Origin of the sequence: Maribellus sp. CM-23 (assembly GCF_021354595.1) — a bacterium.
GTDB lineage: Bacteria > Bacteroidota > Bacteroidia > Bacteroidales > Prolixibacteraceae > Draconibacterium.
The window spans coordinates 38,910-53,145 of the sequence record NZ_JADWYJ010000007.1 but is presented as its reverse complement, the minus strand read 5'-3'; the positions used below and the strand labels follow the sequence as shown (position 1 = coordinate 53,145).

The window sequence follows — 14,236 nt, the reverse complement described above, 5'->3', positions numbered from 1 at the left end:
TTCTGTTTATCAAAAGTTAACCATCAAATTAAACGTATAGGTGGGAGTTAAAGGATAACGCCCTGTGTCAATCCCTATGGCCTGATTGGCACTTGAGGCATTGCTGCCCACGTATGAACCAACTTCGGGGTCGTACCCAGTGTAGTTGGTTAAGGTATAGAGGTTTTGAGCACTCACGGCCACTCTTACTTTTTTGACAAAGCCTGTCTTGGATAGCAAGGATTTCGGTACGGTGTAGCCAAGTGTAATGTTTTTGAGTTTGATAAACGATCCGTCTTCCACCCATCTGCTGGAGAAGCGAGTCCAGTTGTTGTTGGGGCCGTACGAAATGCGCGGCAAATCGGTATTCGGGTTGGTTAAATAAGCAGCACCTTCATCGTTGGTTGCCAGTTTGGCATAATCGATTGCATGGGTCATCAGGTTGCGTCCTACGTTAATCTGCGATGGATTGGAGTTGACCATGCGTACATAGTTGTAGATGTCGTTTCCGTAGTTGAATGTGATGAAAACACTTAGGTCGAAACCCTTGTACGAAAAATTGTTCGTCCAGCCTCCATAGAACTTGGGCCATGGATTTCCGATGTAAGTTCGGTCGCCAACATCGATAACTCCCTCGGCGCCGTCCACTCCGTTAATATTCTTGTATTTTACATCGCCAACCCATACACCGTCTTCACTAATTTCCAACCTACCTCCATTGGCGTCAGTAGGGATGGCACTGGCATAAATTTCCTCTTCTGACTGGAAAATTCCGTCGTAAATGTATCCCATAAACATCCATGGAGATTCCCCAACGGCAGTACGCTGTGTCCAGTTATTCATCCACCACGAGGTACGATCAAAGAATCCCAGTTCACTGTTCAGTTTTTCAACTTTTGTATTTACTCCCGAGATATTGAAATTCATATCCCACCTGAAATTGGTTGTTTGAATGTTGGTTGTGTTAAGGTTGATCGCCCAGCCTTTGTTGCTGATCTTGCCTGAGTTAACGGTAGGAGCTCCTGCTCCTCCATTGCCTGAGCTACCCATGAAACCGGGTAAACTTGCGTCAAAGATCAGGTTGTTAGTTTTTTTCTCGTAAACATCAGCTTCCAACTGAATACGGTTATCAAACAAATGGATATTGATCCCAATATTATTGGTTAATGTTTCTTCCCATTTCAGGTCGGGGTTGGAGATTTTATTGGGCGAGAAGCCGGTTCCCCATTCGGTGGCAGTAGTTTGTAGAGGCGAATAGATACCGGTTCCCCATCCTGTGTTGCCGGTTAAGCCGGTTTCGAAGCGTAATTTCAGTTCATTCATGAATGGAACATCAAACCATTTCTCTTTGCCGATTCTCCAGGCTACCGAACCGGCAGGGAAGACTCCCCAGCGGTTATTGGCGCCAAAATAGGAAGATCCGTCACCCCTGATAGATCCATTGACGATATACCGCTCGTCGTAATTGTAAATGATTCTGAAGAGGTAGGATTCCATTGCCCACGAGCTGCTTCCTCCCTGGGCAACGGAAGTGCTTTCGTCGCCGGCGTTTAAATCCAGGATGTCGTTTGTCAAGAAGCCTTCACGGTAGCCCCTGTTTTGCTTCCAGGTACCTTCTTTGTACTCGTGCAGTGCTGTGGCATCAACTGAATGTTTTCCAAAAGTATTGTTGTATGTAAATTGTTGATCCCAGCTGTAAAAGGTGCTGACACTGGTGAAATCGCTAAAACTAGCACGGTCAACTACATACCAGCCAATTTGCATTTTTGGGTTAAAAAGTATGGAGTTCCGGGTGTTATAGCTTCCGTTTGCCGAAGTGCGAAAAACAAGTCCTTTCACTATGTCAGCTTCCAGGTTGAATCCACCGTTTAGCTCTCGCCGAACATTTTCATTGGTTCTTAAACTGGCAATTGCAATCGGGTTAATCGGAGCGTATTGATTGGAGCCTTCTTTGCTCTCAAATCCACCCCAGGTTCCGTCAATATTTTTTACTGGTACTCGCGAAGTATTTTGCAAAGCATTACTGATAACACCTTCGTCGGTAGTGGTTAATGTTTCTTTGATTTGCCTGAAGTTGGCGTTTTCTCTTAAGCGCAGCCATGTTCTTGGTTCCTGCGATGTATTTATTCTCAGGTTGTAACGTTTAAATTCCGAACCGATAGCAACCCCTTCCTGGTTGAACATCTCGCCCGAGATATAATAGGTTGATACTTTACCCGCTCCGCTAAAGCTAATCTGATGTTTCTGCATAGGAGCGTTTTTAAATAACTCTTCCTGCCAGTCTGTGCCTTTGCCCAAAATGGATGGATCGAGAAATTCTTCGGGTGTTGTTCCTCCTGCAATGACATGGAATTCTTTTACCATTTGGGCGTATTCTCTTAAGTTCATTACGTCCAGTCTTTTCGGCGGGGCCTGAACGGAGTAAGAGAAATCGTAGGATATGTCAGCCTCGCCCTGTTTCCCTTTTTTGGTGGTGATAATAACAACTCCATTGGTTGCCCGGGAACCGTAAACAGCTGTGGCTGATGGTCCCTGAAGGATCTGTACGTCTTCGATATCCGAAGGGTTGATTCCCGCTAAGGCGTTGGATGAGCTTGTGCTACCATATTCGACTGATGAGCCCTGAACCTGTAAGCCGTCAATTACATACAATGGTTCGGTTGAGCCGTTGATCGTACTTACACCGCGGATTATCATGGACATTCCTCCACCGGGCTGTCCGGAGTTTTGGGTGATATAAACACCCGCAGCACGCCCCTGTAGTGCTTGCTCCAGTGTTGTGTTTACTGTTTTTTCAATTTGCTCGTTGGTAACACCAACCTGGGCCGTTGTGAGGTTTGTTTTTTTTACGGCTCCGTAACCCACCACAACTACTTCTTCCAGGTCGGTGACATCTTCAAGCAGGGTGATGGCAAGGTTAGTTTGGTTGCCAACTGTTATTTCCTGTGTTTTGAAGCCAATAAACGAAACGATTATCACGTCAGAAGCACCTGCGTCAAGAGTAAATTTCCCCTGAACATCGGTTACTGCTCCTGTTGTTGTTCCTTTAATTACCACGGTAGCTCCAATTACAGGTAAATTGTCGACAGCCGAAGTAACGGTACCGGTTATTGTCTTTTTTTGCTGATTCGAATCGGTAGCATTCGAATGCAAGGTCCCAGACAACAACAGCATCACACTTAACCCTAAGGCAAGTATGATCTTTAATTCAGAACGATTCCAAAAGAATAGTCTGCTGGTTAGCCTTTTTTTCATAAATTATTAATTTGATTGTTAGTTCCTCGTTTATTTAGTTAGTGCTGATCGAAAAGAGCTTGTGCAGTAGTTTCTTTCGGTACGAAACCGGAAGCCGAGTGTCAATATTCTGGTTATGAAGGTTTATCATACTTATTATTTTTTATTAAAACTCATATTGTCATAAGTACAATAATGCATTAACACAATATTACTAATATTTTTTCAAAAAAAACAGAGGGAAGGGGAGAAACGGAATAGAATAGAACGCTAGCGTTTCCTGTGGAAAAATGGAGGATGGTGTAATGTGTAGATATTTAGATGGTTAAATAGGAGTTGAACAAAATTGAAAGGGCATAAATATGCCCTACAACAGGTGTTTGAAGAAGAAGCCGGTGCCTATTTATTTAGTATAATCCTGAAAGTTGTACCCTTGCCAACCTCTGACCATTTGATGAATATTTTGCCGCTGTGGTAGATTTCAACGATTCTTTTGGCAAGTGATAACCCAAGGCCCCACCCCCGCTTTTTGGTGGAAAACCCCGGTTGGAAAATCGTTTTGTGATTGGACTTCGGAACCCCGCAACCCGAGTCGGTAACGTCGATTGTTACGTTCTTTTCTTTTTCAGTAATGGCAACAGTAATGCTTCCTTCGTTAACCATCGCATCGATGGCATTTTTACACAGGTTCTCGATTACCCACGAAAAAAGGGCAGCGTTTAAAGGTACTTCTATGGAAGCGCTTTCTTCATAGTTGGCAATAAACTTAACTTTGTTGGAAGATCTTGTTTTCAGGTAGCTTAATGCCGAATTTATTACCTCAACCACATTGATCCGTAGTAACTCCGGTTTGGAGCCAATTTTTGAAAAGCGTTCCGTAATGCGTTCCAGTCTTGAAGTGTCGCGTTCCAGCTCTTGTACAAGGTCTTCGTCTACGTCTTTTAGTTTGAGCAATTCGATCCAGGCCATCAGGGAAGAGATGGGAGTGCCGAGTTGGTGGGCCGTTTCTTTCGACATGCCTACCCACACCTGGTTTTGTTCGGCGCGGTTGGTAGCCAGAAAAGCAAAATAGGCCACCACAATAAAAACCATAATCACAATCAGCTGAATGATAGGGTACAGGCGAAGATTTCGAAGGATGCTTGATTCGCGGTAGTAAAGGAGTTGGTGTTCATTTTCACCCAAATCAATGTGGATGGGCTCAACACGCTCCTTCATCTTTTTTAGTTCTTTCTGCAGAACTTCGTCTTTTCGGGCTTCGTTGTAATGAATATTGGCATCGGAATTAATCGAGCCGTCAGCATCTAATACAATAATCGGAATGGTGGTATTTTGCTGTATTACTTCAAGTAGGAAGTTAATGTATTCGGTGTTGGAGTTTTTAAAGCTGATAATTTGACGTGTAGCTTCGGCCCAAAGTTCTACTTTGTTTCGTTCTTGCCGGGCCATTTTTTTGGTTAGCCAGTTGGTATAAAGCAGCGATGCAACACCAATGGTTATTGCTGCAATAAGCAATAAAATTTTTCCCCGCCGTCTTTTCAGATAAATATCCAATGTAAGTGGTTTTAGTACTTTGTAGCAAACGACTTAAAGATAAAAATATTATACTGAATTGTGTTTGTTAGAAAAATAAGGAGAAGCCGGAAAGCCCGCTTTATTTTCCCAAAGTATCCAGCACGCCCTTCTTAATGCCATTGGTATCGATACCGCACTCTTTGTAAAGATCTTCTGTGGTGCCGTGTTCAATAAAGTGGTCGGGAATTCCGAGCAGTTTGATCTTGGCTGAATAACCTTTTGTCGCCATAAATTCCAATATGGCTGATCCAAATCCTCCCTGAATGGCCCCGTCTTCAGCCGTAACAACTTTATCGAATTTTGTAAAAACCTCGGTCAGCAATTCTTCATCTAAAGGTTTTACAAAACGAAGGTCGTAATGTGCGGCTGAAATGTTTTCACTGGCCAGGCTTTTCACCGCTTCCAAAGCAAAAATCCCGGATTTTCCAATGGTAAGAATAGCAACATCGTTTCCGTCAGAAATTTTCCGTCCTTTTCCGATTTCTATTTTTTCGAAAGGTTGTTTCCAGTCGGGTTTAATGCCACAGCCTCTCGGGTAGCGAATTGAAAATGGTTGTGCATTTTCTTCAAGCTGAGCAGTGTACATGAGGTTGCGTAAATCCACTTCGTCCATGGGAGCCGAAACGATCATGTTCGGAACCGTGCGCATGTAGGCAATGTCAAAAACCCCGTGATGTGTAGGCCCGTCTTCTCCTACAAGTCCGCCACGGTCGAGACAGAAAATAACATGCAGCTTTTGAATGGCCACATCGTGTATCACCTGGTCGTACGCCCGTTGCATAAAGGTAGAGTAGATGTTGCAGAACGGAACCATGCCTTGTGCAGCCAGTCCGGCAGAGAAAGTTACGGCGTGCTGTTCTGCGATCCCGACGTCAAAAGCGCGGTGAGGCATTTGTTTGATCATCAGGTTCATGGAGCAGCCGGTAGGCATGGCCGGTGTTATTCCAACGATCTTTTCATTTTGTTCGGCCAGCTCAACCAGTGTTTCTCCAAATACATTCTGAAATTTAGGAGCCCTTTCAGCGTCACAGTCGCAACGGTGAATTTCTCCGGTTTCTTTATCAAAAATTCCGGGGGCATGCCATTTGATCTGGTCCTTTTCAGCAAAAGGAAATCCCTTTCCTTTTTGCGTAATCAGGTGTAATAATTTAGGCCCGGGAATTTCACGTAAATCTTCCAGCACCTCTGTCAGGTATTGCACGTCGTGTCCGTCAACTGGTCCGAAATACCGAAAGTTAAAGGCTTCAAACAGGTTGTTTTCCTTCAGCAGCATGTTCTTGAGTGCATGCTGGTTTTTTTGAATAAATGCCCGGGTCTTGCGTCCGATGCCATCCAGTTTTCCCAATCCTTCCCACACGTCGTGTTTAAAACGGTTGTAGGTATTCGATTTGGAAATATTGAGCAGGTATTTGTTGAGGCCTCCCACACTTGGGTCGATGGCCATGTTATTGTCGTTCAGGATAACCAGCAGATCGGCATTTTCGCCGCCGGCATTGTTGAGAGCTTCAAAAGCCATTCCTCCGGTCATGGCGCCATCCCCGATTACTGCAACTACTTTTCGGTCGTTTTCATTTTTGATCCTGGAGGCGATTGCCATACCCAAAGCTGCCGAAATGGAAGTGGAAGAGTGTCCCACGCCAAAGGCATCGTAAGGGCTTTCGCTGCGTTTGGGAAAACCGCTCAGTCCTTTGTATTTGCGGTTGGTGTCGAAATTATCCCGGCGTCCGGTCAGGATTTTGTGCCCGTATGCCTGGTGCCCCACGTCCCAAATCAATTGGTCGTATGGAGTGTTGTAAACATAGTGTAAGGCAACGGTAAGCTCAACTACGCCCAAACTTGCACCAAAGTGTCCCGGATTGGTGGACACCACATCAATAATATAATCGCGCAATTCTTTGCACACATCATTTAGCTCGCTTTTCGAAAGCTTTTTCAGATCAGCCGGGCTGTTTATTTTTTCCAGAAGGTTCCCCTTTACACTCTCCATCAACTCAAAATAATTGCAAAGATAACATTTAGTTACCTACCGTTTGTTCATGACTGTCACGATCAGAACGAATCAACGGTTGTAAATAAAACATTTTTAAACGTAAGAAACAATGAGCTTAGTATATGCTAAGCGGCCCATTTAAGGTGTCGCTATCAGTTCCGAAATCAGCACCAGCCCGTCAAGTGTAAGCATCGGCTCAATGGTTTTGATCCGGGAGGTAAGAGGGGCTATCACCGAGCTCAATCCTCCGGTTGCCACAACAGTTAAGCTTTCATTAAGTTCTTGTTCGGTTCGGTTCACAATCGAATCAACTAGGCCGGTGAAGCCATAAACCACCCCCGACTGTATTGCATGAATTGTGTTTTCGCCTAAAACCGAAGGAGGCGGAGTGAGATGTATCTGTGGCAGTTGCGCGGTTTTCCCGGCAAGAGCGCTGACAGCTGTTTGTAATCCGGGAGCAATGGCTACTCCTTTTATGGTTTTGTCGGCACCAATGGTGGTAAAAGTTAGCGCTGTTCCAAAGTCGATAACCATGGTAAGCGGACCGTATTTATGATAAGATGCCACCGCGTTGGCTACCAGGTCGGTGCCTATTTCAAAGGGATTCAGAATTTTTACAGGCAGCTTTCCATAAATCGAAGGGTTTACGGTTTCGATGCGGGCTGATTCAAAAATTCCGTACAGCATCTGTTCAAAAGGGCGCACAAGCGAAGGCACCACACTGCTCAGAATAATCGACTTGACATCGTTTTTGCCGATTTCTCCACCGGTGAGCAACGAACGAAAAATTACTTCGTACTCATCAGCTGTTTTTAAGGGATCTGTTTGTATCCGCCAGTGGTTGACCCAGGTTTTGTTTTCGTAAACTCCAAAAACGATGTTGGTATTTCCGATATCAATTGCCAGTAACATATGTGATTTTGTTTTCAAGTTAATGGTTAAAACCCTGCGGTGGAATTACAGCTACTTTCCTTCTGTCTTCAATCCTATGTATTTCCAATGCAAAGTGATTTATTTCTGTTTATCCTTCTAAAGTTGTTCTTTACATCAAACAAACTTACGGGATTATCTGTTTGCAAAACTACTTTTTTAGCTTTTTTCAGCGTTGATTTAATAGGATATTATGATAATAAGAGCAAGATGTTTGTTTCGCTGCGGCGGTTTTTGCCTGTAGGTGAAACAGCGGAAATAGTGGCGGGAAACACTTGTTTTTCTCTCGTTCCGGACAAACAAATTGCACGGCTAACAAACGATATTCGAAATAATTACGTTAATTTAGATGGACAGTTTGTTGCGATTGTTTTCTTTGAAAAAAGTATTATTTTTAAACCTGTTGCTAAGTCATCAATTCCAAAGTTATGCAAAAAACAAGAAATCCATTGATTTTCATCATTGAGAACAGTGTTGTTTATAAAGACTTGATTGTTGGGTATTTGCAGTCCAAAAAATACACAAACGTTAAGGTCTATCAGAAAGGTGAAGATTGTATGAAAGATCTCCATCTGAAACCCGATCTGATTGTTCTCGATTACCTGTCGGCCAGCATGACGGGTTTGGAACTGATGGTGAAGGTAAAAAAGGAACACCCCAATGTTGATTTCATATTTTTGAGCGGGCAAAACGACTTGGAAGTGGCCGTTCAGATTATGAAAGTGGGGGCTGCTGATTACATCGTAAAAAACGATAAGGCTCCGCAACGGCTGGTAAAATCGATCGAAAGCCTGTCGCAAGCCGCCAAACACGATAAGCAGACAAAAGGATTCCGCATTGGAGTAATTGGCTTCTTTGTGCTGCTTTTCCTGGTTATTATGATCATTATTTTTGTTTCGTTCTTTCTGGGGTACGAATTTTAGCATTCCGGTTCGTATCGTATTTCCCTGATTTTATTTTACAAAGGCAGAGGTCTTTGTAAGGGAACCTGTTTGGTATCTCTTAGCGGGGTTTCAGAATGGTCGATTTTTATTACCTTCCCGCCTTCAAAAACATACGATCATGGGATTTATCGCTGTAATTAAAAAGTACAACCGTAGTTTCTGGACCTCCAACACCATCGAGCTTTTCGAAAGATGGGCATGGTATGGCTTTTACCTGGCTTTTCCGATTTTTCTGGTTGGATCAACTGATACGGGAGCATTGGGATTTACAAACGGACAAAAAGGAGCGATAATGGGTACCGGTTCTGCGTTGTTGTATTTTTTGCCGGTAATAACCGGGTCGATTGCGGATAAACTGGGGTACAAACGTATTCTGCTTTTGGCATTTGCCATTTATATCTCCGGATTTTACATGATCAATATTTTTAACAGTTACGAGCTGGTTTACTTTGCTTTTATCTGGATTTGTGTGGGCGGTGCATTTTTTAAGCCCATTATTTCAGCCATGGTTGCCAAAACCACCAACGAAGAAACAGCCTCCATCGGGTTCGGGATCTTTTACATGATGATAAACATCGGTGGTTTTATCGGCCCGTTTATCGCCGGTGCTTTGTTGAAGCTGAGCTGGGAGTATGTTTTTTACATGTCGATTGCAGCAATGGGCGTAAATGTGCTATTAACCTTGTTCCTATTCAAAGAACCGGGGCGCGAAAAAGACGATTCCCCCTTGCTGCGGAATATTGTTTTGGCTTTTAAGAACATTTGGCTGACACTTCAGAACTGGAAATACGTACTGTTTCTGATTATTATGATCCTTTTCTGGACGGCTTTTAACCAGTTGTATTATTCGTTTGGGATTTTTATTGACCAATGGATCGATACCACCCAGGTGTACAACGGGCTACACAGTGTTTGGCCATGGTTGGCCGAGACGATCGGAGAAGACGGTACCATCAATGCGGTTTCGATGACCAGCATGGATTCTTTCTTTATCATTGTTTTTCAATTGATGGTTTCAGCCTTTGTAATGCGCTTTCGACCCTTGGCGGCTATGATGGGGGGAATACTGGTTCTTTCCGGTGGTCTGGGGCTGATGTTTTCCACGCAAAGCGGATGGTTGATTCTGTTAGGTGTGCTTATTTTTGCTTTGGGCGAGATGGGAAGTTCTCCAAAGTTTACAGAATATGTCGGTAAGATTGCTCCTGCAGATCAGAAAGCACTTTACATGGGAACTTCATTCTTGCCGATTGCCGCAGCCCATAAAATTGCTGGCTGGCTATCGGGTGATTTTTACGAAGGCATTTCTGACAAATACTTTCTGTTGCATAAAGAGGTCGCTAAACAAGGTTTTCAGTTTCCGACAGAGTATAGCGAAACGTTTACCAAAAATGACTTTTTCAGCCAGGCGGCCGAAAAAATGAACATGAGTCAAACGGAGTTAACGCATTACTTGTGGCAGAATTATCATCCTTCCAATATTTGGATGGTGTTTTCGGGGATTGCAGTGGCTGCCGTTGTATTTCTTTGGCTGTACAACCGCTTTATTGTTGGGCAGAAATAAATGCGATATATATCGAATAACCAATGTTCGATGCTGAATATTCAACGGGCATTGGGTTGGATTGATCATTCTATATTCAATGTCGTTTACTTAGGAGAGAAGTGAAACAAACTGAAAATAATACACTCTTCGACTCCGCTCAGGGTGACTGTCAGACTGAGCGAAGTCGAAGTCTGTTATCGTTAACTAAGCGACATCGATTCTACATTGACTATTTCTCTGCAACAAACCGCCAGGGCATGCTGATCCAAGGCTCGCCGGCATAATTAATTCCAATGCGGGGAGTGGCAATGTATTTGGGTTGTAGTCCCGCATCTTCGAGCCAGATTCGTTTCGATGTTGAGAGGTCTTCCCCGTAAAACGATTTATCGAGTTGCAGGGCGCGTCCAACTCTTCCGGGGCCGGAAATGCCCTCCAGTCCGCGGATGAGAACAGCAGTCGGTTCATTCTCCGTTCCTGTTACAAAATTCAGCATCCAGTACATGCCATAGATCAGGTAAACATACACAAGGCCCCCGGCGTGAAACATCACCTCGGTACGGGCCGTTCTTCCTTTGCTGGCGTGGCAGGCCAGGTCTTCCATCCCGCGATAGGCTTCCACTTCGGTAACGACGAAACGCTGAACACTACCGTCGGCAAACCGTCGGACAAGTATTTTGCCCAACAGCCGCGGCGCTACATCGGTTACTTCGTGCCGGAAAAAGGAGGGAGGAAGACGTTTGTTGTTCATTCTCTTATTCTGTTCTGTGCGCAAAATGCAAAATAATTGCTGAAACAAAGCCGAAGCACACTAATTTTATATTTTTAAAGTTTTATTGAAAGAATTCAGACCGGATATGCAAACCATCCACTTTTCAGATCTTTACGGGCAGTATCTCACCATGAAAGATGAGATTGACGAGGCAATTCAGGACGTGATTCGTTCCGCTCAATTCGTGAAAAGCAAAAAAGTGGCGGAATTTGAGGAAAAACTGGGAGCTTATCTTGACACGAATGTAATTGCCTGTGGAAACGGAACCGATGCTTTGCAAATCGCGTTTATGGCGCTGGGCCTGCAGCCCGGTGATGAGGTGATTACTTCGCCATTTACATTTGTGGCAACTGTAGAGACAGCTGTTTTAATGGGACTGAAACCTGTATTTGCAGATATTGATCCCGATACATTCAATATCGATGTTTCGCAGATTGAAAGAGTTATTTCTCCAAAGACAAAGGCGATTCTGCCCGTTCATTTGTTTGGGCAATGTGCCAATATGGACGAGGTTCTTCACCTTTCGGAGAAGTATGGTTTGTGGGTGATTGAAGATGCATGTCAGGCATTGGCGACCGAATTTATTTTTAGTAACGGAGCCCGGCAAAAGGCGGGTGCAATCGGAAATATTGGGTGTAACTCATTTTTTCCTTCAAAAAATCTGGGCGCTTTTGGCGACGGCGGCGCTGTTTATGCCAACAATGACCAACTGGCTGCGGTGATTCGTTCCATCGCCAATCACGGTATGAAAGCAAAGTATGAGTATGAACGAATAGGGGTAAATTCGCGGCTCGACAGTATTCAGGCAGCTATTTTGGAGGTAAAGCTGAAATACTTGGAAAAGCACCTGGTGGCCCGGCAAAAGGCAGCAGCTTATTACGATAAGCACTTAGCAGGAATTGATGGATTAAAAACTCCTGTTCGGGCCAATTACAGTACGCACACGTTTCATCAATATACCCTTCAAACGGATCGAAGAGATGATCTGCAGGAATTTCTGAAGAATAAAGGAATTCCAACGATGGTGTATTATCCGAAGCCCTTACACTTGCAGGAAGCTTACCGTTTTTTGGGCTACAGGAACGGTGATTTTCCAGTGAGTGAGAAAATGTGTAAAACTGTGTTGTCGCTACCGATGCACACCGAATTAGAAATGGAACAATTGGAGTATATTGTTAAGAGCATTAATGAGTTCTTTTAATTAATTTGAAGAGACCTAGGTATAATAAATAGTCACAGTTTACAGTCTCAGTCAACAGACCGATGAGTGGAACTGATGGCCAAGTATGTAGAAAATGACAAAGCAAGAATATTACGCACATGAAACAGCAGCTGTCGATCAAGGTGCAAAAATTGGTTCCGGCACAAAGATTTGGCACTTCTCGCATGTGATGGGTGGCGCAGAGATTGGTGCCAATTGCGTGCTTGGGCAGAATGTTTTTGTGGGCAACAACGTAAAGCTGGGCAACAACGTAAAAGTGCAAAACAATGTTTCGGTGTACGAAGGAGTGCTTTGCGAGGACGATGTTTTTCTGGGGCCATCGATGGTGTTTACCAATGTGATTAATCCGCGTAGTGCGGTCGATCGTAAACGTGAATTCAAAAAGACCCTCGTGAAGCGGGGTGCCACTATCGGTGCTAATGCTACCATTATTTGTGGAGTTACGCTTGGCGAATATTGTATGATTGGTGCGGGAGCTGTTGTTACAAAGGATGTCAAGGCTTTTGCTTTAATGACCGGAGTTCCGGCCAGACAAACAGGTTGGGTGAGCCGGGCCGGGATGGTACTGGGTGACGATTTGGTATGCACTGAAACCGGAGAGAAGTACGAATTGGAGAATGATCAACTCAAATTGGCTGCAGATGAATAAGAAAAATATTTTGCTTCAAAAGATCGAAAGCAGACAGATTACAGTCGGGGTGATTGGCCTTGGATATGTCGGTCTTCCATTAGCGGTCAATTTTGCTGATGGTGGAGTTAATGTGATAGGGTTTGATACATGGGAAGAACGCATAGCAAAGTTGAGTGCTGGGAAGAACTACATTCCGGATGTGGATGATCAGTTGGCAGGCAGCTTGCTTTTGGAAAAGAAACTGATTCCGACCACTGATTTTTCGTTGCTTAAAAGCTGCGATGCCATTTTTATTTGCGTGCCTACTCCGCTCGACGAACTACGGAAACCTGACATGTCGTTTATCCGGCATGCCTGCGAAGAAATTGGGAAATACCTGACGCCCGGAACTTTTATCAGCCTGGAAAGTACCACCTACCCGACAACTACGGAAGATTTTGTTTTGCCGATTCTGGAGAAAGAATCCGGATTAACGGAAGGCGCTGATTTCTGGCTGGCTTATTCGCCTGAAAGAGTTGACCCCGGCAACAAGGATTTTAACACAAAGAATACCCCAAAAGTATTGGGAAGTCTGAGTAAAGAGGGACTTGAAATAGGTGAAGCTATTTATACGCTCGCGGTTGATGAGGTTCATACGGTGAGTTCGCCGCGTGTCGCCGAAATGGTGAAAATACTCGAAAACACTTATCGCCTGGTGAATATTAGCCTGGTAAATGAACTGGCTTTATTAGCTGGGAAAATGGACATCAATATGTGGGAAGTGATTGAAGCTGCCAAAACCAAACCGTTCGGATTTCAGGCTTTCTACCCGGGACCGGGAATAGGTGGCCATTGTATTCCGCTCGATCCGTTTTACCTGGAAAGTATTGCCCGGAAATTCAACTTTGAACTGTCGATGATCCACACCGCCGGGCACATCGATCTTTTAATGGCGCACCGGATGACTTTGAAAATTACTTCGGCACTGAACAGGCAAAAGAAATCCATTAACGGCAGTAAAATTCTCTTCCTGGGAGTGGCTTACAAGCCTGATGTTTCAGACGATCGCGAATCACCGGCATTAAAAATCATGGAGGAGGTTGTGAAGAAAGGTGGGGAGGTAAGTTATCACGATCCTTATATTGCTGAAATCAACTTAAGTGAAGGGAATAATATTGGTTCTGAAACTCTGACTGCAGAAACTTTGGGAGAGGCTGATTGTGTAGTGGTCTCAACCAATCATTCCGCGTTCGATGCAGGATTTATTGAAGAGCATTCAAAGCTGATCGTCGATTTGAGAAACATGATTAAACAGGCTTCTGATAAAGTGTATAAACTTTGAAAGGATGAAAAATCTCGGTGGCTCTCCGTGTTGTACTTTGGCTTTGTGGGAAAAAAGATTAACCACAGAGTTCGCTGAGAAGTCACAGAGCTATGCAG

Annotated in this window: 11 protein-coding genes; 6 read left to right on the top strand and 5 right to left on the bottom strand. The window is 44.1% G+C overall.

Annotated features, from left to right (window positions below):
* Window positions 1–9 precede the first annotated feature (9 nt).
* The 4 genes from INQ51_RS20285 to INQ51_RS20270 form a co-directional block, all read right to left on the bottom strand.
* Window positions 10–3,234 (bottom strand): SusC/RagA family TonB-linked outer membrane protein, encoded by a 3,225-nt coding sequence (locus INQ51_RS20285; RefSeq protein WP_233379819.1) that lies wholly within the window; start codon window positions 3,232–3,234, stop codon window positions 10–12.
* A 378-nt stretch (window positions 3,235–3,612) separates the two neighbouring features.
* Window positions 3,613–4,767, bottom strand: coding sequence for a sensor histidine kinase (locus INQ51_RS20280; RefSeq protein WP_233379818.1), 1,155 nt, complete (start codon window positions 4,765–4,767; stop codon window positions 3,613–3,615).
* A gap of 100 nt (window positions 4,768–4,867) precedes the next feature.
* A complete protein-coding gene (dxs, locus tag INQ51_RS20275) occupies window positions 4,868–6,775 on the bottom strand; it encodes a 1-deoxy-D-xylulose-5-phosphate synthase (RefSeq protein ID WP_233379817.1) in 1,908 nt (635 codons plus the stop codon).
* 141 nt (window positions 6,776–6,916) lie between these two features.
* The gene (locus INQ51_RS20270) at window positions 6,917–7,690 is read right to left on the bottom strand and encodes a type III pantothenate kinase (RefSeq protein WP_233379816.1); all 774 of its coding nucleotides are present in this window, start codon (window positions 7,688–7,690) and stop codon (window positions 6,917–6,919) included.
* A 39-nt stretch (window positions 7,691–7,729) separates the two neighbouring features.
* Between INQ51_RS20270 and INQ51_RS20265 the strand changes: the two genes are divergently transcribed.
* The 3 genes from INQ51_RS20265 (at window position 7,730) to INQ51_RS20255 (ending at window position 10,213) form a co-directional block, all read left to right on the top strand.
* Window positions 7,730–8,161 (top strand): hypothetical protein, encoded by a 432-nt coding sequence (locus INQ51_RS20265; RefSeq protein ID WP_233379815.1) that lies wholly within the window; start codon window positions 7,730–7,732, stop codon window positions 8,159–8,161.
* Window positions 8,137–8,631: a response regulator gene (locus tag INQ51_RS20260; protein WP_233379814.1), complete on the top strand. Its 495-nt coding sequence runs from the start codon at window positions 8,137–8,139 to the stop codon at window positions 8,629–8,631. Before INQ51_RS20265 ends, INQ51_RS20260 begins: the two co-directional genes overlap by 25 nt.
* Before the next feature lie 139 nt (window positions 8,632–8,770).
* Window positions 8,771–10,213, top strand: a complete 1,443-nt coding sequence (locus tag INQ51_RS20255) for an MFS transporter (RefSeq protein WP_233379813.1) — start codon at window positions 8,771–8,773, stop codon at window positions 10,211–10,213.
* A 211-nt stretch (window positions 10,214–10,424) separates the two neighbouring features.
* Here the strand turns inward: INQ51_RS20255 and INQ51_RS20250 are convergent, their stop codons facing one another.
* Window positions 10,425–10,943, bottom strand: coding sequence for a DNA-3-methyladenine glycosylase (locus INQ51_RS20250; protein ID WP_233379812.1), 519 nt, complete (start codon window positions 10,941–10,943; stop codon window positions 10,425–10,427).
* An 85-nt stretch (window positions 10,944–11,028) separates the two neighbouring features.
* Between INQ51_RS20250 and INQ51_RS20245 the strand changes: the two genes are divergently transcribed.
* The 3 genes from INQ51_RS20245 to INQ51_RS20235 all read left to right on the top strand — a co-directional run bounded on the left by INQ51_RS20245 (window position 11,029) and on the right by INQ51_RS20235 (window position 14,138).
* The gene (locus tag INQ51_RS20245) at window positions 11,029–12,165 is read left to right on the top strand and encodes a DegT/DnrJ/EryC1/StrS family aminotransferase (RefSeq protein WP_233379811.1); all 1,137 of its coding nucleotides are present in this window, start codon (window positions 11,029–11,031) and stop codon (window positions 12,163–12,165) included.
* Window positions 12,166–12,259: 94 nt separating this feature from the next.
* Complete coding sequence (locus INQ51_RS20240; protein ID WP_233379810.1) at window positions 12,260–12,835, top strand: acyltransferase; 576 nt, start codon at window positions 12,260–12,262, stop codon at window positions 12,833–12,835.
* Window positions 12,828–14,138, top strand: a complete 1,311-nt coding sequence (locus INQ51_RS20235) for a nucleotide sugar dehydrogenase (protein ID WP_233379809.1) — start codon at window positions 12,828–12,830, stop codon at window positions 14,136–14,138. The genes INQ51_RS20240 and INQ51_RS20235 overlap by 8 nt, the downstream gene beginning before the upstream one ends.
* The last annotated feature ends 98 nt before the right edge of the window (window positions 14,139–14,236 follow it).